Genomic DNA, 18,994 nt, shown 5'->3' on the forward strand with positions numbered 1-18,994 from the left:
TGTCCGTTAATGGTACAATAGAAATAAATGACAGCATACAGAAAGAAAGGAAAAACGATGGTAACCATAAAAGATATCGCAAAACTCGCCAACGTATCCCACACCACCGTATCCCGGGCACTTAACGGCAGCCCCTACATTAAAGAGCATACAAAGCAGAAAATATTAGAGCTCGCTTCACAGCTGAATTACACACCGAATGTAAATGCAAAAAGCCTTGCCATGCAAAAGTCCCATACGATCGGACTGTTTTTTACAAGCATCACAAACGGAACCTCACACAGCTTTTTTTCCGATACCATCAAAGGTGTAAACCGCACAATCAGTGAGGAATACAATTTGTTCGTCCGCGCGATTGACGACCTGAAAAGCTTTGAAACCATTACGCCCATGAGATATGACGGAATCATTTTAATGAGCCAAAGCGACAGTGATAATTCATTTATTTATCATATCCGCGAGAAAAACATCCCGCTCGTCGTGCTGAACCGGGACATTGATGACCGGAGCATCACGAATATCCTGTCAAACGATAAAGAAGGCTCCAGACAGGCGGTCGACTGCCTGATCGCAAACGGACACAGAGATATTGCGATCATTGAGGGAAAGGAAGGATTCAGGTCAACTTCTCAGCGGAAAGAAGGCTATTTGACATCTTTAATTGATCATTCTATCCCGATTAAGCATGAATACAGTGTAAAAGGCCGCTATGATATGGAAAGCGGCAGTCAGGCGATGGAAAAACTCTTGGCGCTTCAATCACCGCCTACGGCTGTTTTTTGTTCAAACGATGATATGGCGATCGGGGCGATGAATGCCATTTTCGCCAAAGGCCTGAACGTTCCGGAAGATATATCCGTTATCGGGTTTGATGACATCGGCATTTCCCAATACATGACGCCGAGGCTTTCGACAGTAAAACGCCCGGTTGAAAACATCAGCATACTCGGCGCAGAGAAGATTTTGGCGCTAATCGCCGACCCGGATACGGCGGCGGAAAAAATATACGAAAACACCGAGGTGATGATAAGAGATTCAATTAAAAAACTCACATAACGGCCCGTCTGATTATCCGGGTTTTCGTACAGAAAAATGTTAACGTGTGCATAAATGCAGAAGGAGGCGGACAGCTTGCGTCAGCTGAATAAAAAGATGTGCGGTGAATACATTCAATATCCTGAAAAAGTCCTTCAGTTCGGCGAAGGCAACTTTTTGCGGGCCTTCGCAGACTGGCAGATCGATCAAATGAATCAATTGACGGATTTTAATGGAAGCGTTGTCGCTGTACAGCCGAGAGGCTCTGAGAAAATCAAACGTTTAAACGAGCAGGACGGTTTGTTTACGCTTTTTTTGCAGGGGATAAAGGACGGAAAACCGGCTGAAGAACACATGATCGTCAAATCTATCAGCCGCGGCATTGATCTTTTTTCTGACTATGATTCCTTTAAACGGCTGGCAGCACAAGAGGAGCTTCGTTTTATCATTTCCAATACGACGGAAGCGGGAATTACGTTTGAGAAAGGCGACCGGCTTGAAGATAGGCCTCAAAAAACATTCCCCGGGAAATTAGCGGCGTTCCTTTATTTCCGCTATAAGGCATTTACGGGTGACGCCGAGAAAGGGTGCATTGTGCTTCCATGTGAACTGGTCGAAGAAAACGGACGGAAACTGAAGGCTGCCGTGCTTCAATATGCCGGGCTGTGGGAGCTGGAGCCTGATTTTACTCAATGGATTCATGACGCGAACATCTTCTGCAATACTCTCGTGGATCGGATTGTTCCTGGATTTCCTGTTGATACCGCGGAAGAACTTACCGATTTTCTCGGATACGAAGACCGTCTGCTTGTGGTCGGTGAGCATTATTATTTGTGGGTGATAGAAGGGCCGGAACAGCTTCAGAATGAGCTTCCTTTTGCTGAGGCCGGGCTGAACGCACTGATCACGTCTGACCTTACGCCTTACAGGACAAAAAAGGTGAGAATCTTAAACGGCGCTCACACGGCATTGGCGCCAGTGGCTTTACTATACGGACTGCAAACCGTCCGGGAAGCGGCTGAGCACGAGGTGACGGGCAGATTCATCGAAGAGCTGATCAATGAAGAAATCCTCCCTGTGCTGCAAATGGAGGGTGTCACCCAATACGCGGCAGATGTGTTACAGCGGTTTAAAAACCCTTATATCCAACATTATCTGCAAAGCATTACCCTTAACGCCGCCGCGAAATTCAAAACAAGAAACCTGCCGACGCTGAAGGCTTATATCGAACAGGAGGGCCGGCTACCTGAGAAGCTGGTATTTTCGTTCAGCGCCATGATCTATTCATACTGGAACGGACCGAACAAACCGGCTGACGGCGAGGAGGTTCTTAACCGTTTTCAAATGGCGCGGTCCCGTTGCAAAGATGATATGTTTCAAGCGGCATCTGCCATATTAGGAGAAGAGCGATTGTGGGGGAAGAATCTGAATCATCTTCCGGGGCTGACTGAACGAACGGCTTTTTTTCTGTCTGTCATTCATAAGCGGGGTATGAAGCATGCGTTACATGAATGCTGCGGCAAAAAGGGGGAAGTAAAATGAAAGAGGTCATAAAAATCCATAAAAACGATAACGTGCTTCTCGCCATGCGCCATTTTAACAAAGGGGAGCGGCTGCATACAGACGGACTGACGATTGAAGTGAAGGACCCTGTAAAGCGGGGGCATAAAATCGCGCTGCAAACCATTGAAGAAAACGGCAGCATCATTAAATACGGTTTTTCGATCGGGCGTGCGACAAGGTGGATTTCGGCCGGCGAGCATATTCATACCCATAATCTGCAAACGAATTTATCCGATGTGCAAGAATACACGTATTCACCGCGCTTCGAGGACAATCCTTTTACAAATGAGAACCGGACATTTAAAGGCTACAGAAGAGAAAACGGTACATCCGGCGTCCGGAATGAACTGTGGATCGTACCTACAGTCGGCTGTGTAAACGGCGTCGCTGAGAAAATCCTGCAGCGCTTCGTAAAAGAGGCGAAAGACATTGCGCCCTTTGACAATGTGCTGGTTTTAAAGCACCAATACGGCTGCTCCCAGCTTGGCGATGATCATGAGAATACGAAACAAATGCTGATAAACGCCATCCGTCATCCAAATGCGGGCGGTGTGCTGGTTTTAGGGCTCGGCTGTGAAAATAATGAGCTGGCGGCGATTAAGGAAACGCTTTCTGAAGTGAACGGAGATCGGGTGAAATTTCTCGAATCACAGGCTGTCACAGATGAAATTGAAGCAGGAACTGCGCTACTTAAAGAGATACACCTTGCGGCAAAGGGAGATAAACGTGAGGAGATTCCGCTGTCAGAATTGAACATCGGATTGAAATGCGGCGGGTCGGACGGTTTTTCCGGCATCACGGCAAACCCTTTATTAGGGAGATTTTCAGATTACTTGATTGCACAGGGAGGGAGCACGGTTTTAACGGAGGTGCCTGAGATGTTCGGCGCTGAGACGATTCTCATGCAGCGTGCGGCGAGCGAAGAAGTGTTTCATAAAACAGTCCGATTGATCAATGATTTCAAGCAATATTTTATGAAGCACGAGCAGCCGATTTATGAAAATCCGTCACCAGGGAATAAGGAAGGCGGCATTTCAACGCTCGAAGACAAGTCGCTCGGCTGCACCCAAAAAGCCGGTCTTGCACCGGTTTCTGATGTGCTGACATACGGTGAAACCCTGAAAACAAAGGGATTGACACTGCTCAGTGCGCCCGGCAATGATTTAATCGCTTCTTCAGCGCTCGCCGCGGCGGGCTGTCACATCGTTTTGTTTACAACCGGAAGAGGCACGCCGTTCGGCACATTTGTCCCGACTGTGAAAGTATCAACAAATACCGATTTATTTCAATCAAAGCCTCATTGGATTGATTACGACGCGGGCAGATTGGCGGAAGACCAAACAACAGAAGATCACATTGTAAGAGATTTTATTCAATACATTATTAAAGTTGCAAGCGGAGAATTCGTCAATAACGAAAAAAACGATTTTCGGGAGCTTGCAATCTTTAAGTCCGGTGTGACGTTATAAGGGAAAAGGCGATCTGACAACAGACCGCCTTTTTTATATTAATTTTATTCCGCTGATTAAAATAATCGCCGCCATCACAAACTGCAGCGGGCGCGGTGAGAATTTCGGCGAAAAGAAGCTGCCGAGAAGCACACCCGGCACAGAGCCGATCAACAGATTCAATACAAGCAGGTAATCGACGCTTCCGAAGCTTGCGTTTAACAGACCGGCAGCAGTTACGAGCAGAAAGGCATGTGCGATATCCGTTCCCACCACTTCTGCCGTTTTCATTCTGAACAGGTATAACATGGCGATCGCAAATAATGAGCCGGACCCAATAGATGTCAGGCCGACGATGAAGCCGAAAATGACGCCGATCAGTATCATGAGTGTCCGCTTTTCTTCAAGCGTTTTTTGCTGCCAGCGGTTCGGCCGCAGTTTTTTATCGAAAAAAAGGCGGGCGATAATGGAAATGGCGACAAGGGTCAGCACGTAGCCGAGCGCCTGTTTGATAATCTGCTCCTGATGCTGGTGAAAAGCGGGAAACAAGTGAAGAACACCGATGGCGGCTGTTGCGCTGGGAATGCTCCCGAGCGCCAAGTAGCCGACAAGTTTAAATTGAACGGTACGCTGCTTCCAATGAGAAACGACACCGAACAGTTTGGTGATGGAGTTATATAAAAGGTCAGTGCCGACGGCGATTGAGGGGTTGATCCCCAAAACGATCAGTAAAGGAGTCAAAAGCGCCGCTCCTCCCACACCCGTCAATCCGACAAGCGTTCCGACAAAGAAACCCATAAACACAATGCTTACAGTCATCTGTGTGCCTCCTGAATAATCCTACTATTTTTATCAGATTATATATGATTAAGAGGCGGTAATCAATTAAATTTTCGGAAAATTTTATACAGTACAAAAAAAATCCGCCAGCCTGCTGTTATGTCGCAGACCGGCGGATGGTCGGATTATGATTTTTGCTGATAAAACGGAAGTTCCGTGTGGCCCATTTCTCTGACATACACGAAAAGGTTGCCTTTATGATGAATTTCATGCTCCATGGCAAGCTGAAGGAGAGCAGCGCCGGTCACTTTTCTGCCGAAAGAGGCGGTCAGGTCAATTTCGCGGTTCAGCTGCTCTTCAGTCAGCTGTGACAGGATGTCTGTCGTTTTTTCAGTACATGCTTCCGCCAGTTTGACGAGGTCTGTTTCCGCTTCTTCTTTCGGTTTGTTCTGGATGGCTGATCCGTTTCCGTCGTTAATGACGTTTGCAAACATAAGAAAAGAATAAACGATGTGTTTTACAAGTTCCTGAGCGGACATTGATGTCTCTGCCGGTTTGTAGTCGTAATGCTCGCGGCTGATTTTTTCCGCCAGTTCAATCGTCACGTTTCGATGTGACAGAAAGTGGCTGACCAATTGATTTTGTGCTGTCATGTGAAAACCCCCATTTAATACAGAATAAAAGCTGCAAGGATATGCTATATCAACGGCACGGAAGAAACAAGCAATAAGCTTGTGACGGAGATAAATCGTTGCGGATATCCGAAATTCGACAATTGCGGTCTTTTTGCGTTCTTCTTTTTCTAGCAAATATGATAAAATATGACATATCTCGGTCATTCCAAAAGGGGGGATTTATTGAGGATGAAGCAGACTATTCCGTCCTCTTTTGTCGGGCTCAAAATTAATGAATGGTATACCCATATCCGGCAGTTTCACGTCCTTGAGGCGGAGCGCGTCAAGCGTGAAGTAGAGAGAGAGATCGAGGATATGGAAGAAGATCAGGATCTGCTGCTGTATTATTCATTAATGGAATTCAGACACCGTGTCATGCTGGATTACATCAAGCCCTTAAAGGAGGACCCTTCTCAGCCTGAGTTTTCAGAATTATTGGAAGACATTGAAGGCAACCAGTATAAACTGACAGGACTGCTTGATTACTACTTTAATTTTTTTCGAGGAATGTACGAATTTAAACAGAAAATGTTCCTAAACGCCATGATGTATTACAAACGGGCTGAAAAAAACCTTGCACTCGTTTCTGATGACATCGAGAAAGCTGAGTTTGCTTTTAAAATGGCCGAGATATTTTACAACCTGAAACAAACCTACGTCTCCATGAGTTATGCCGTTCAAGCCCTTGAAACGTACCAATCGTATGAGACGTACAACGTCCGCAGAATCCAATGTGAATTCGTTATTGCAGGGAATTATGATGACATGCAGTATCCAGAAAGAGCATTGCCCCACTTAGAACTTGCTTTAGATCTTGCAAAACAAGAAGGCAATCCCCGTCTTATCAGTTCAGCCTTATATAATCTCGGAAACTGTTACGAAAAAATGGGAGACCTCTCTAAAGCAGCCGAATATTTTGAGACATCCGTTTCCATTTGCAGGTCAGAAAAGTTCGATAATCTTCCGCATTCTATTTACTCATTAACACAGGTTCTTTATAAACAGAACACTACAGCCGAAGCAGAGAAGCAATACCGCCTCGGGCTCAGTATCGCCCGCGAATACAATGATGAATTGTTTGTGAATCTGTTCCAATTTTTACATGCGTTATACGGCAAGGAAATGGATAACGCATCCGTCAGGCACACGTTTGATTTTCTGGAAGAACACATGCTGTATCCGTATGTGGAAGAATTGGCGCATGATGCTGCCAAATTTTACATGAAACACGGACAGCCTGAAAAAGCGCTCACGTTTTATGAAAAAATGGTGCACGCCCAAAAACAAATCCAGAGAGGAGATTGTCTATATGAAATCTAAACTGTTGTCAGGATTGCTGCTTGTTGCTGTCGGGTTCAGCTTTACACAGGTGATCGGCCATGAAAGCCATTTGGAAAACCAAGCGGACGGCACATTCCATATTGCCGCGCGCAACCAAACATAACATAAAGACCCTTCTTTGGAAGGGTCTTATTTTTTGCATGCGTATCCATTCCATTTTTATCCGAATGCAGGGTCTATATGCTCAAGTTATCTGTCCTACGAATGCCACCTATTGATGAAAAAGGCATAAGGAGAGATGAAGAGTGGGGATTGAAGTGAAAAAACGGCTCGTATCGGCTGATAAATATGCGTTAAAATGTCCGAATCCGATGACGCCGGAGTATATTACCATTCATAACACGGCAAACGACGCATCCGCCGCTAATGAAATCAGCTATATGACGGGAAACAGCGAATCAACGAGCTATCATTTTGCGGTTGATGACAAAGAAGTGATCCAGGGAATTCCGTTGGACCGGAATGCCTGGCATTCGGGAGACGGCACGAACGGTACCGGAAACCGAAAGTCGATTGCTATAGAAATCTGTTACAGCAAGTCAGGCGGCGAACGGTACAGAGCCGCAGAAGAACTGGCGATTGCGTTCGCGGCGCAGCTTTTGAAAGAACGGGGCTGGGGGATTGACAGAATCAGAAAGCATCAGGACTGGAACGGAAAGTACTGCCCGCACCGCATTTTGTCTGAAGGCCGCTGGGATGAAGTGAAGGCGAAGATTGCAAAGAAATTAAGCGGAAGTATGCCGGCGAAAAAAGCCTCTATTTCTTCTTCCGCCTCTGAATACCATGTGAAAAAAGGCGACACCTTATCGGAAATCGCCGCATCGCACGGTGTCAGCGTAAAATCGCTGCAAAGCATCAACCATATCACCGATCCGAATCACATTACAGTCGGACAAGTGATCAAGCTCGCTCAGACGGGTTCTTCTTCAAAAAGTCAGGCTGTGCCTTCCTATCCGCTTCCATCCGGTGTGATCAAAGTGACGAAACCGCTGACGAAAGGGACAAACGTAAAACAAGTGCAAAACGCTTTATCCGCTCTTTATTTTTATCCCGATAAAGGAGCAAAAAATCATGGGGCGGACGGCGTTTACGGTCCGAAAACGGCAAATGCCGTAAAACGTTTTCAATCCGTCAGCGGATTAACGGCAGACGGAATTTACGGCCCGAAAACGAAGGCCAAAATTGAAGAAAAACTGTAATCAATAAAACGGAAGCTCCCCGGGCTTCCGTTTCTTCTTACATACAAACTGCGGCAAGGGCCTTTTGAATATCATAAATGCTTTCATCTTTTTTAAACTGCTTTGAGACAGCGGGAAGTTCCGCTCCTGAAATCCAAATTTTCAGCTCTGAATCAAGGTCAAAGCGGCCGGCGGTTTCTACGCTGAATCTGGAAATGCTCTTGTACGGAATGGATTGAATCTCCGTTTTCTTCCCCGTGAGTCCCTGTTTATCAACAAGAATAAGACGCTTATCCGTAAAGACAATGATATCTCGTACGAGCTTAAACGCGGCGTTGACATTCTCACCTTCCAGCAGAATACGGGCCAGTTCTTCTTTTGCTTCAGCCGTCGATATTGTCGACGCATTGCCCAGCAATCCATTGATGAACCCCATGATATATCCCCCCTGATACGTATTCTATCAAATCATACTATAAAAAGGTTTCCATTCCCAGATGAGTAGAGTAAACTGGTGCTGACTGGAAAAGGAGAGCATGTTACACATGAAAGATAGATATGACAATTTCGCAGCCCTTTCAGCTGCTGAATCGGAATACAGAATTATTTATGAAGAAAAAGAGGGAAGTAAATGTATCGTCCTCGCTCCCCACGGCGGCAGGATTGAGCCGGGAGTCAGTGAGCTGGTGCGGGCATTTTCTGACCAAAGCTCAATTTATTTATTTGAAGGAACGAAGCGGTGCAATAACCGTTCTCTCCACTTGACAAGCACACGCTTTGACGAACCCCTGGCTTTAGAAAAAGTGAACGCCCATCATTACGGATTGGCTTTTCACGGGTATCATGATCTGAAAAAGGCAAATACACTCGTCGGGGGCGCGGATCTGGAAAAAGCAAGACTGATTTGTGATCTGCTGCGTGAAGCGGGGTTTGATGCCGAGCTGACAGAGAAGAACGATCGGCTGGCAGGTGTAAATCCCGGCAACATTGTCAATCGGACAAAAAGGAAAATGGGGCTGCAATTGGAAGTGAGCACGGCGCAGAGACACGCGCTGTTCAGCAATTTTGGCTGCCGGGGAGAAAAATATACGCCAACCGATCTGTTTTTTCGGTATGTAGAAGCCGTGAAGGCCGGTTTTTATGAGTAAAGAAAACGGACTCGCACCGCCTGCCCATTCTTTCATACACTAAGATTGTTTGAAAGAATGGGGGAATAGTATGTTTTATCATATTAAAGAGCTTCAATACCGCGCAAAGCCGTCTTGTCCTGATCCGGCTTACGCGAAAAAGCTTCAAGAAGTACTTGGAGGGCAGTACGGTGAGATCAGCGTCATGATGCAATATTTGTTTCAAGGCTTTAACTGCCGTGCCGATGAAAAATATAGAGATTTGCTGCATGATGTCGGAACGGAAGAGATCGGACATGTGGAAATGCTTGCGACGATGATTTCAAGGCTTTTGGACGATGCGCCGGCTGATGTGCAGGAAAATGCCTATAAAAGTGACCCGGCCGTCGCGGCTGTTATGGGGGGAATGAATCCGCAGCACGCCATTGTTGCAGGTTTAGGCGCAATGGCGGCTGACGCTGAAGGATACCCTTGGAATGCGAAATACATTATTTCCAGCGGGAATTTACTTGCAGATTTTCGGGCAAATTTAAATGCGGAATCCCAGGGACGCCTTCAGGTGACCCGGCTGTATGCGATGACTGACGATCCGGGTGTCAGGGATATGCTGTCCTTTTTAATTGCAAGAGATACGTATCATCAAAATATGTGGTACGCGGCGATAAAAGAGCTGGAAGAAAGAGAACGGGACATTGTCGTGCCTGCGACGTTTCCGCGTGAACTCGAAAAGCAGGAAGTGTCGTATGACCTGTTTAACTTTTCCAGAGGAGATGAGAGTTCACAAGGAAGATGGGCCCGCGGTGAAGCCTTTGACGGACGGGGCGAGTTCAGGTATATTTCGGTCCCGGTCGCGTTCGCATCTGCGCCTCATCTTAAACCGGCGCCAATGTGGCTTCACAATACACTTCTTCCGATGTCAAAATGCTGACACTCTGCCCGCAGAGTGCCGCTAGTTTTCAATAAAATACGGCGTTTTTTCTTCAGCGGCATGCAAGTGTGTCTGTCCGCTTTCATAATACCCATTCGGCCGCTTGTCGGATAACAGACAAGCGAGCCGCTTCTGAAATTGAATACCTGCTTTACGCCGTTCAAACAGCTCCAGCCTTTTTTCCGCAAATGATGCCGTCACCCGGAAAGCGGCTGCGATTAAAATAACGGCATGGCTTCTCCGCTGGGGAAGCTCCATGTTTAACAGCATAAAGGTCGGCACACAGAAGTGGTACATAAAATGGTTGGCCTGAAATTCCTGCAGTTCCCTGAACAGCTTGTTCATATGAAAATGGTTGCCGGTATGCTTCAGCACATGGCACAGTTCGTGCGCAAAATCCTGCCATTGCTCTTCGGGTGACTTTTTTTGATTCAGGACGATGCTGTACATGCCGTCCCGCTTCAGCATCATACTGTGTGTATCTTCAAAATGAATCCAAATGTCAAGCTCCTTGGCAATCATCTGCATATCAATATGGAGAGGGGCGGTCATTCCCATGCGGCAATATAAGTTTTTGACGTATTCCTCAAGATGTGTTAAAAAATCGCCCAATTGAATACACCCTTTCGAACATATGTTCTTTTTTAGCGAGAAAGAAAAGCCCTGATCGGACTTTGAATCAATTCCCTTTTCTTTTAAAAATAAACATTCAGCTTTTATATCGGCTGAACGTTAAGCAGTTTAAAGGAAAAGAGCGGATTATTTATGTTTCGGCCTGCGGTTTTTCTCTTTTTCTTTTAAATAATTAATGAATTCAATGGCCTGCTGCTTGCTTTCCGGCGAAAAGTCCTGCATGTCCCGATATGCTATCTGCAGGTCGGGATCGGCAAACATGTCTTCATCTGAAGGTTCTTTTCCGGTTAACAAATAATCAGTCGACACTTTGAAATAATCCGCAAGCTTTTGCAGCGTGTCGTAATCGGGTTCAGATCGGCCGTTTTCATAATGAGAATATCTGGCGCGCGAGACACCGATATGATTTGCGACTTCTTCCTGCGTTTTCTTTCCTCTGAGACTCTTTAATCTTCCGCCTATCATCCGAATGACCTCTCTTTTTTCAACACCCTAAGTTACTTATGATTATAGATACAAAATGTATCAAAATAAAGAGATGATAAAAAAAGTATCAAAAAGGTCTTGATGATACGAAATGTATCGTATATAATCAACATCATAAGGATACAAAATGTATCAAAATACGATAAGAAATTGATCAGGAGGGTGAGAGATGCAGCCGATAATCATCCGTTTCAGCAGCAATCCGGCTGACCAGAGATGTTTAGGGAAAGCAGGCGGTTCGATATCTTTTACCGCTTGCGGACTTCCGGTATTCCGATTTGATAACCGATTGCAGTATGAACGCTATATAAGTCTGAAGAAAAACGGAGACGTCCAATATGAATCGTAAAAGTTACCCGTTTTTCATCTATTCCGGATTATTGAATTCAGAACATTATGAAAAAATAGGGTCCGCCATATGGCTGTTTTTATGGTTCATCAGCTCAACGACAAAGGAACACGTAAAAGACGGCGTAAAGTGGGGGATCGTCCTCGGTCATAAACCCGTAAAAGCAAAAGAAATGGCCGACGTATTTGCCGTCAGCGAAAAAACCGTCAGACGGTGGCTTGAGGTTTTGGAACAGCATGAATATATCAAAACCGTCCGCGCCCCTTACGGACTCATCGTCTCCGTAAAGCACTCGAAAAGATTCACGCCGAAAAAGACATTGACCCGCCCGGAAGTCACAGACCGGACAATATCGGCGGATCACCGGGACAAAAATGTCCGGAGAGAAATAGATATAACAAAAAATCATACTGCTGAAGAAGCGATTAACGACATTGCCGCCCATTTTATCAGATTAAGGTCTGCACAGGAGGGGCGGAGCGTATACCCCTCGCCGCGGGATTATCAGGCCATCGCCCGTATTGTTTCCCTCGGTGCTTCAGCACAAGAAGCAATCAAATGGCTCGGCGAATGCTTTACCGCTTTTGAACAGCGGCGCACCTCTTCAGCTGAAACGATCAAGGCTTTCAGCTATTGCGCCAAGTATATGGAAGACCGCTTGAATGCACGAATTGCGGGAAGGACAATCACAACAAAAAAAGAGAGGAATACGATACATGACAAAACGAACGATCGAGCAGATACTGGCCGACCTGAAAAACGGAAAACGTCCATTACTGGCGGACAGACCGGAAGAATCAGACGAAAGCCGCTTTGACTGTCCGCTCTGTAAAGATCAGGGCGGTTATCTCAAAAACCAGCTGGGAATGGATGTGTGGGTTAAGTGCCGCTGCGCCGCCAAACGAAAAGCAGAGCGCATCCTCAGCGCAAGTGAGATTACAGATGCCTTTCGGAAGCTGGATTTCAAAGGATTTATCACGCGGGGCAAGCCTCAGGCAGTCGTCGACGCATATGAGTGCGCCCTTGAATATGTTGAAAACTTCGACAAGATTAAAAACTGCCGGAAAAACAGCATTGCCCTTTTAGGGCGTCCGGGATCGGGAAAAACCCATCTTTTGACCGCTCTCAGCAATTATGTCATGAGACAGAAGCAGACACCGGTGCTGTATTTTCCTTTTGTGGAGGGCTTTACGGATTTAAAAAATGATTTTGATCTGCTTGATGCAAAGCTTGGCCGTATGAAACAGGCGGATGTGCTTTTTATTGACGATCTGTTCAAACCGCTGAACGGAAAACCCCGGGCGACCGATTGGCAGATTGAACAAATGTACGCCGTCGTGAATTACCGCTATTTAAATCATAAGCCGGTTCTTATCTCGAGCGAGCTGGCCTGTGACGGACTGGTGCAGGTTGATGAAGCCTTGGGCACAAGAATTTATGAGATGTGCAGCGATTATTTAGTCATCATTAATGGCAATTCATTTGACGTAAACCACAGATTAGAGGGGGCGAGATAATGTGTAAGCTGTGCGGGCCGAAGAAGGTCATTGTGACGGAAACGGGTTTCGGCGCTGTCTTTCACCCTTGCCCGAACTGCAAAACAGGCACTGATTTAACGCCGGTCATTAAACGTCTCGAGCGAATGGTTCAAGACGCAAAAGCGAGGCTTGATGCACGTGTGTAAATATATTAAATGGCTTTTTTGCCTGCTGTTCAGGGCGAAACGGATAGAAAAGCAAATTGAAGCATGGCATGAGGCTGATGGAAAGTGAGGATAACCATTGCAAGAAAAACACAGCCCCGCTCCATGGCGGGCCGTACACAGCGGAGAAGAAAAACCCATTTACATTTATTCCGCTTACAGCGAAGCGGATAAAGAGAAGTTCCCTTATTCAAACGGAAGGCTCATCGCGGCCGTTTTCAACTTAAGTTCATACTCTCAGCAGATCAACGCGGCATTGATGGCGAAAGCCCCGGAACTTTTTGAGGCGGCCGAAACGGCTCTCCGCCTGCTCCGGGGAGAAAGTTCTGAAGAAAAAGAAGCGTTTATAAATCAGCTCGAAAGCCTCATACATGAAGTAAACATCCTGAAAAAGACGGAGGACGTAAAACATGAATCCTAAAAAACTGACCGACATTGAACATACAACATTAAAAAGCCAGCTGGAAGAAGGCAAGGTTCGGGTGATTATTGTAGACGGACTGAGAAAGGAAGCATGGCTCGCCGAAGCGCCGGAGCACGGCAAAACGCTTGTCGAAACGCGAAAAGGGGATCTGGCCCGGGTCGAATATGAAATCGGCTTTAAATTGAATTAAAAACAGAATACGTCCAAGACGGAAAGCCTGCGGACACTGATCAATCGCGCACATGCTGCGCATTGGTTGGTGTCCTTTTTTTGTTCCGAAAAAGAGGAGGATCTACATGGAAGACTTACTATTTGAATATAAACGCACGCTGAAAGAGACGAAAAAGTGGTACAAGCAGCTGGAGGAAGCCGATGAAACGGTGCTTACTTCAGAAGAACTGAAAGATAAAAAAATCATCAGAACAATCATTACAGATGTGGAATATGTCATCGAATGGCTTGAAAAAGGCCGGCAGCCCGGCATAAGAAGAGCGATAGACCGCAGAGACGCTTATCAGAGAATGCTGATTAAAGATCCGAGAATTATAGAAACCTATTCACAGGCGCTGATGTTTGAACCTTCCGCAAATGTGACTGAAGAAGACAGAATCAGACTGCGGGACGCATTAGCCGTTTTAACGGATAGAGAAAAAGAAATGCTGCTGCTCCACAAAGCGGAATGCTTTTCATATGAACGGATCGCCGCCTTGCTGAATGTAAAGAAATCAACCGTACAGACGACGGTCAAACGGGCGCTTCTAAAAATTCAAAAACAGCAAGAACAAAGAAATCAATCGCCTGCTTCATAAGTTGTCATACGTTTGCCACCTAGAAGTGAACAGACGATCACAAAAAGCGGCCCGATTAGAAGCCGCTTTTTATTATAGACAATCATGTCGGAGGTGGCGGTGATGCCGTAGCATGAAAAACGCAAAAAGAGAACAGGCATTTACAATCTATCAGTCTCATCAAGGCCGCATCACAAATCGCGCCCTTGCCGGCAAATCAGGCGTATCCGCAAGAACGATCGGCAGATGGAAAAAAGAAGGGCGCTGGGACGAGGCGCTCCATAAGAACGCGGAAAGCGGCGGAAAAAACAACCCGGGCGAAGGTGATGAGTTAAACGAACGCCAGCGGCTGTTTTGTCTTTATTATGTGAAAAGCTTTAACGCCACCCAATCTGCGATAAAAGCCGGGTATTCACCGGAAAGCGCGCATGTGACGGGAAGCAGGCTGTTAAAAAACGGAAAAGTCGCCAAAGAAATCAGCCGCATGAAAAAGGAAATGGTCAATAAAGTGTTTGTCGAAGCGATGGACGTTCTTCAAGTCTATGTGAAAATCGCTTTCGCCGACATTACCGATTATGTAACCTTCGGAAAAAAAGAGGTTCAGGCCTTCGGAAAATCAGGGCCGCTCTTTGACGAAAATGATAATCCGATTATGCAGGAAATCAGCTACGTTGACGTTAAAGATTCGCACCTTCTGGACGGAACCATCGTCACAGAAGCAAAACTCGGAAAAGAGGGCATTGCAATAAAGCTTGCCGACAAGATGAAGGCTCTTGAAAAGCTGTCCTTGTACTTTGACCTTTTCCCCGATCAATTTAAACAAAAAATCGAAAATGAAAAATTAAAGCTGGCACAGCAGAAGATGGAAAAAACAGAAGACAGCCAAAAGCCGATTGACATTGTCATTACGCGGAAAGAGGAACGGTCATGATTGAAAAAGCGGTCAACCCGCGCTTTGAAGATTATTTGTTCAATTGGAATGAAACGTACCAATTTCTCGTCGGAGGCTACGGCTCGTCAAAAAGCTATCATACCGCGCTGAAAATCATCCTGAAGCTGCTTCGTGAAAAGCGGACGGCGCTTGTCGTGCGGGAAGTTTTCGATACGCACAGAGATTCTACTTTTGCCTTGTTTGAAGATATTATCGGGGAGCTTGAGCTGGGACATGCCGTAAAGGCCGTGTCTTCACCGATGCAGCTGAGATTTTCAAACGGAAGCCGGATTATGTTTAAAGGGATGGACAACCCGGCCAAATTGAAATCCATTCATCATATTTCACTGATTTGGATTGAAGAATGCTCTGAAGTGAAGTATGAAGGCTTTAAGGAGCTGATCGGCCGTCTGCGCCATCCCGAGCTTTCGCTTCATATGATATGCACCACAAATCCCGTCGGCACCTCCAATTGGACGTACCGGCATTTTTTTCGTGATGACCAAAAAAAACGGTTCGTATTGGATGATCAGACGCTGTATGAAAAAGGCACCGTCGTTAAGGGAGATACGTATTACCACCATTCCACAGCGTGCGATAATCTGTTTTTGCCGAAAAGCTATATTAAGCAGCTGGACAGCTTACGGCATTACGATCCCGATTTATACCGGATCGCTCGCAAAGGACAGTTCGGCGTTAACGGCATCCGCGTGTTTCCGCAGTTTCAGGTCATGGAGCACAACGAAGTAACGGAGCGGATTGCTTCCATCAGGCGCCCCCTGTTTCGGACGGGCATGGATTTCGGTTTTGAAGAGTCATACAATGCGGTCATCCGGCTTGCCGTCGATCCGGATCAAAAAGAGCTTTATATTTTCTGGGAGTATTACAAAAACAAAATGACCGATGATCAGACAGCTGAGGAGCTTCAGGAATTGGCGGATCAAAAAGAGCTGATCAAAGCGGATTCGGCTGAGCCGAAAAGCATCCAATATTTTCGCAGGCAGGGCTTTTGCATGGTTGCGGCCAAAAAGTTTCCGGGCTCAAGACTTCAGTATACAAAAAAGCTGAAACGGTTCAAACATATCTATTGCTCAGACAGCTGTCAACATACGATCCGCGAATTGCAGAACTTAACGTACGCAAAAAACAAAAACGGCGTTCTGTCGGAAGATGAGTTTTCAATTGATCCCCACACACTTTCAGCCATTTGGTATGCGCTGGATGACTATGACGCGGCGGATCTGAAAGATGCATCACAAAAACGGAGACGTCCGAATCGGGAAAGGAGGAGGTAGGTGTTGCCGAACTATCAAAACGTTAGAGCGACCGTCTTTAAATCAAAAATGGCCGCGCCGCAGGCAAGGCAGATGAACGAAGATCAATTTGCCGATCTGTACGGCGAAGACATCATTTCACCGCCCTATAATCTCATTGAACTGAAAACAATCGCCGAATATTCGACGATTCTTCAGCAGTGCATTGACGCGTATCGGGTCAATATTACGGGTTTTGGGTTTGATGTGGAATATACCTTTGATGTAAATAGCCCAGATTGCTCTCCGACAAAAAAGGCCCGGGCCGAAAAAAACTGGATGAAGCTGGAGAGCTTTTACAAATGTCTTCATTTTGATGAATCGGCCGAGACGATCCTCGGATATGCGATAGAAGACCGCGAAAAAACGGGCAACGGTTTTCTCGAAGTGCTTCGGGACGGGGCGGGAAAACCGGCGGGGATTGAATATCTGGATGTGAAACATATGCGCGTGTGCGGTGTGACTGATCCCGTTGAAGTTACATTTTCATATGAAGAAAACGGCGCATCCAAAACGATTAAAAGGCAAAAACGGTTTCGTAAATATGTTCAGATACTGAACGGTCGGAAAGTGTTTTTTAAAGAATACGGCGATCCCCGCATGATGGACATGAGAACCGGCGAATACGTAAAGACCCTGTCTGAAGAATATCGGGCAAATGAAGCCATTCACTTAAAAATCGGCAGCGGCACTTACGGAATTCCGCGCTGGGTCGGCAATATTGTCAATCTGTACGGCGCCCGGAAAGCGGAAGAACTGAATTTTATGTATTTCAAGCAGGGCCGTCACGTGCCGGCCGCCATTACGGTTGAAAACGGCATGCTGTCAGAAACCTCGTACAAAGAGCTCCAGGATTATATGAATGACCTGGAAGGGGTGGAAAACGCCCACAAATTTCTGCTGATTGAGGCGGAAGGCATTGCGAAGGAAAAAGACCTTCACGGAGGCGAAGACATTACGCCCGTGTCTGTGGAAATTAAATCACTTGCGGAAATTCTGCAGGATGATGCGCTGTTTCTTGAATATGACGACAAGAGCAGAAATAAACTCCGTTCCGCTTTCCGTCTCCCGCCGCTTTACACGGGCGAGGCGCAGGAATACAACAAAGCCACCGCCGATACGGCACGGAAAATAACGGAGGAGCAGGTGTTTCAGCCGGAGCGGAAAACGCTGATTAATAAGCTCAACACGTTATTTTTGCCTGAACTGGGTCTCCACGATGTACAGCTCACATTAAAAGGGCCTGATTTTCGCGATCCGCTTGAAATTGCGAAGGTGCTTACGCCATTTATTTCCGCCGGCGCGGTCTCTCCTAATGACCTCCGTGATCTGGCCGGAAGAGTGCTCGGGAAGACGCTTGAGGAATGGCCTGAAGAGTACTACAGCCGGCCGGTGCTGAAAGGGAAAAAGGAGCAATCCTGAAAGGGGGTGAAAACATCTCGTGCCGAGAGAATTGAGAAATGCCGTCATCAGTTTTGTGAGCTATGTCGATAAGGCGGCGAACCAAACGGAATTCTTTTTTACAAAATCAGCCGGAGGCCTTCCGTCATTTGAAAAAAAGGTGCAGGTGTTTACAAAAAGCGAATCGGATGAGCAGAAGCTTGTTTACGGCATCGTTTACGAACCGGATGTCCCGGATGCACATGGCGATTATATGACGGCTGAAGAAATTGAAAAGGCCGCTCACGGTTTTTTGGCGGACGCCCGCAACATCGATACAAATCATAATTTTGAAGGCGGGACCGGCGAGGTGGTGGAGTCGTACGTTGCCCCGGATGACTTTGAAATCGGGAATGCTGTGATCCGGAAAGGATCTTGGGTGCTTGTCACCAAAGCTTCCGATGAAGTATGGGATCAGATTAAAGCCGGTATCATTACGGGCTACAGCATGGCGGGAACCGCTGACGTTTACGAAGAGCCGGCAGAAAAGCAAGCCGGCTTATTCGGCGCGGTCAAGCACTTTCTCGACCGTGACCGCAAATCAAGAAACCGCAAGGGAGAGGACTTGAACAAGATGAGAAAAGAAGACGTAAGAGAATCAATTGAACACGCGCTGCACCCGCTTTTAAAGCGGCTTGACAGCTTGGACCAAAACACGGAAGACAAAGACGGGGCGGCTGCGCCGTCTGATGAAGAAAAGCTGAAAACGCTTGTTGAGGACATGCTCGCGCCGATTATTAAACGCATTGAAGCGCTTGAAAAAGTAAGGGGCGCATCAAAGCAGCCGGAAGAAGAGACGGGCGGCCAAGAGCCTGTTAAAAAATCCATTTGGAGCGGACTGCTTTAAGCCCAGT

Annotated in this window: 24 protein-coding genes; 19 read left to right on the top strand and 5 right to left on the bottom strand. The window is 46.5% G+C overall.

What is annotated here, in order from left to right; translation table 11 throughout:
* Positions 1-57: 57 nt before the first annotated feature.
* The 3 genes from U2H13_RS06540 (at position 58) to U2H13_RS06550 (ending at position 4,067) form a co-directional block, all read left to right on the top strand.
* Positions 58-1,056 carry a LacI family DNA-binding transcriptional regulator gene (locus U2H13_RS06540; protein WP_007407297.1) on the top strand — a complete coding sequence of 333 codons (999 nt, stop codon included), beginning with the start codon at positions 58-60 and terminating at the stop codon, positions 1,054-1,056.
* A 75-nt stretch (positions 1,057-1,131) separates the two neighbouring features.
* Positions 1,132-2,577, top strand: coding sequence for a tagaturonate reductase (locus U2H13_RS06545; protein ID WP_154817890.1), 1,446 nt, complete (start codon positions 1,132-1,134; stop codon positions 2,575-2,577).
* Complete coding sequence (locus U2H13_RS06550) at positions 2,574-4,067, top strand: UxaA family hydrolase (RefSeq protein ID WP_376700743.1); 1,494 nt, start codon at positions 2,574-2,576, stop codon at positions 4,065-4,067. The genes U2H13_RS06545 and U2H13_RS06550 overlap by 4 nt, the downstream gene beginning before the upstream one ends.
* A 33-nt stretch (positions 4,068-4,100) precedes the next feature.
* Here the strand turns inward: U2H13_RS06550 and U2H13_RS06555 are convergent, their stop codons facing one another.
* Both U2H13_RS06555 and U2H13_RS06560 read right to left on the bottom strand, forming a co-directional pair.
* Positions 4,101-4,865, bottom strand: a complete 765-nt coding sequence (locus tag U2H13_RS06555; RefSeq protein WP_007610763.1) for a sulfite exporter TauE/SafE family protein — start codon at positions 4,863-4,865, stop codon at positions 4,101-4,103.
* Positions 4,866-5,011: 146 nt separating this feature from the next.
* The gene (locus U2H13_RS06560) at positions 5,012-5,479 is read right to left on the bottom strand and encodes a DinB family protein (protein WP_021494037.1); all 468 of its coding nucleotides are present in this window, start codon (positions 5,477-5,479) and stop codon (positions 5,012-5,014) included.
* Positions 5,480-5,683: 204 nt separating this feature from the next.
* Here U2H13_RS06560 and U2H13_RS06565 point away from each other — a divergent pair, with 204 nt between their 5' ends.
* The 3 genes from U2H13_RS06565 to U2H13_RS06575 all read left to right on the top strand — a co-directional run bounded on the left by U2H13_RS06565 (position 5,684) and on the right by U2H13_RS06575 (position 8,040).
* Positions 5,684-6,820 carry a Rap family tetratricopeptide repeat protein gene (locus U2H13_RS06565; RefSeq protein WP_087920760.1) on the top strand — a complete coding sequence of 379 codons (1,137 nt, stop codon included), beginning with the start codon at positions 5,684-5,686 and terminating at the stop codon, positions 6,818-6,820.
* Entirely contained in the window at positions 6,810-6,944 is a 135-nt protein-coding gene (locus tag U2H13_RS06570; RefSeq protein ID WP_003154881.1) for a PhrA family phosphatase inhibitor, read from the top strand. The genes U2H13_RS06565 and U2H13_RS06570 overlap by 11 nt, the downstream gene beginning before the upstream one ends.
* Before the next feature lie 142 nt (positions 6,945-7,086).
* Positions 7,087-8,040 (top strand): N-acetylmuramoyl-L-alanine amidase, encoded by a 954-nt coding sequence (locus U2H13_RS06575; protein ID WP_017417599.1) that lies wholly within the window; start codon positions 7,087-7,089, stop codon positions 8,038-8,040.
* A gap of 37 nt (positions 8,041-8,077) precedes the next feature.
* Here the strand turns inward: U2H13_RS06575 and U2H13_RS06580 are convergent, their stop codons facing one another.
* Entirely contained in the window at positions 8,078-8,455 is a 378-nt protein-coding gene (locus U2H13_RS06580) for a PH domain-containing protein (RefSeq protein WP_017417600.1), read from the bottom strand.
* Positions 8,456-8,564: 109 nt separating this feature from the next.
* Here U2H13_RS06580 and U2H13_RS06585 point away from each other — a divergent pair, with 109 nt between their 5' ends.
* Both U2H13_RS06585 and U2H13_RS06590 read left to right on the top strand, forming a co-directional pair.
* Complete coding sequence (locus tag U2H13_RS06585; protein ID WP_021494034.1) at positions 8,565-9,167, top strand: poly-gamma-glutamate hydrolase family protein; 603 nt, start codon at positions 8,565-8,567, stop codon at positions 9,165-9,167.
* Positions 9,168-9,237: 70 nt separating this feature from the next.
* Positions 9,238-10,074, top strand: a complete 837-nt coding sequence (locus U2H13_RS06590; protein ID WP_021494033.1) for a manganese catalase family protein — start codon at positions 9,238-9,240, stop codon at positions 10,072-10,074.
* Between the two features lie 21 nt (positions 10,075-10,095).
* Here U2H13_RS06590 and U2H13_RS06595 read toward each other — a convergent pair whose 3' ends face one another.
* The gene (locus tag U2H13_RS06595) at positions 10,096-10,686 is read right to left on the bottom strand and encodes an ImmA/IrrE family metallo-endopeptidase (protein WP_021494032.1); all 591 of its coding nucleotides are present in this window, start codon (positions 10,684-10,686) and stop codon (positions 10,096-10,098) included.
* A 147-nt stretch (positions 10,687-10,833) separates the two neighbouring features.
* Positions 10,834-11,172: an HTH-type transcriptional regulator Xre gene (gene xre / locus U2H13_RS06600; protein WP_003154871.1), complete on the bottom strand. Its 339-nt coding sequence runs from the start codon at positions 11,170-11,172 to the stop codon at positions 10,834-10,836.
* Between the two features lie 190 nt (positions 11,173-11,362).
* On the opposite strand from xre, the gene U2H13_RS06605 reads away from it, so the two are divergent.
* The 11 genes from U2H13_RS06605 (at position 11,363) to U2H13_RS06655 (ending at position 18,987) form a co-directional block, all read left to right on the top strand.
* Positions 11,363-11,542 carry a hypothetical protein gene (locus tag U2H13_RS06605; protein WP_014417518.1) on the top strand — a complete coding sequence of 60 codons (180 nt, stop codon included), beginning with the start codon at positions 11,363-11,365 and terminating at the stop codon, positions 11,540-11,542.
* Positions 11,532-12,359 (top strand): phage portal protein, encoded by an 828-nt coding sequence (locus U2H13_RS06610; protein ID WP_029973084.1) that lies wholly within the window; start codon positions 11,532-11,534, stop codon positions 12,357-12,359. Before U2H13_RS06605 ends, U2H13_RS06610 begins: the two co-directional genes overlap by 11 nt.
* Entirely contained in the window at positions 12,259-13,059 is an 801-nt protein-coding gene (locus U2H13_RS06615; RefSeq protein WP_029973082.1) for an ATP-binding protein, read from the top strand. The genes U2H13_RS06610 and U2H13_RS06615 overlap by 101 nt, the downstream gene beginning before the upstream one ends.
* Positions 13,059-13,226, top strand: a complete 168-nt coding sequence (locus U2H13_RS06620) for a hypothetical protein (protein ID WP_003154863.1) — start codon at positions 13,059-13,061, stop codon at positions 13,224-13,226. The genes U2H13_RS06615 and U2H13_RS06620 overlap by 1 nt, the downstream gene beginning before the upstream one ends.
* Before the next feature lie 97 nt (positions 13,227-13,323).
* The gene (locus U2H13_RS06625) at positions 13,324-13,665 is read left to right on the top strand and encodes a hypothetical protein (RefSeq protein ID WP_014417522.1); all 342 of its coding nucleotides are present in this window, start codon (positions 13,324-13,326) and stop codon (positions 13,663-13,665) included.
* A complete protein-coding gene (locus U2H13_RS06630; RefSeq protein ID WP_029973081.1) occupies positions 13,655-13,858 on the top strand; it encodes an XtrA/YqaO family protein in 204 nt (67 codons plus the stop codon). Before U2H13_RS06625 ends, U2H13_RS06630 begins: the two co-directional genes overlap by 11 nt.
* Before the next feature lie 106 nt (positions 13,859-13,964).
* Positions 13,965-14,477, top strand: a complete 513-nt coding sequence (locus U2H13_RS06635) for a sigma-70 family RNA polymerase sigma factor (protein WP_012117362.1) — start codon at positions 13,965-13,967, stop codon at positions 14,475-14,477.
* A gap of 112 nt (positions 14,478-14,589) precedes the next feature.
* Complete coding sequence (locus U2H13_RS06640; RefSeq protein ID WP_022553491.1) at positions 14,590-15,387, top strand: terminase small subunit; 798 nt, start codon at positions 14,590-14,592, stop codon at positions 15,385-15,387.
* Complete coding sequence (locus tag U2H13_RS06645) at positions 15,384-16,682, top strand: PBSX family phage terminase large subunit (protein WP_022553490.1); 1,299 nt, start codon at positions 15,384-15,386, stop codon at positions 16,680-16,682. Before U2H13_RS06640 ends, U2H13_RS06645 begins: the two co-directional genes overlap by 4 nt.
* 48 nt (positions 16,683-16,730) lie before the next feature.
* Complete coding sequence (locus tag U2H13_RS06650) at positions 16,731-18,122, top strand: phage portal protein (protein ID WP_089072483.1); 1,392 nt, start codon at positions 16,731-16,733, stop codon at positions 18,120-18,122.
* A gap of 19 nt (positions 18,123-18,141) precedes the next feature.
* Entirely contained in the window at positions 18,142-18,987 is an 846-nt protein-coding gene (locus tag U2H13_RS06655; protein WP_021494027.1) for an XkdF-like putative serine protease domain-containing protein, read from the top strand.
* The last annotated feature ends 7 nt before the right edge of the window (positions 18,988-18,994 follow it).

The organism is Bacillus sp. A1, assembly GCF_042296235.1.
In the GTDB taxonomy this organism is placed as follows: Bacteria; Bacillota; Bacilli; order Bacillales; family Bacillaceae; genus Bacillus; species Bacillus velezensis.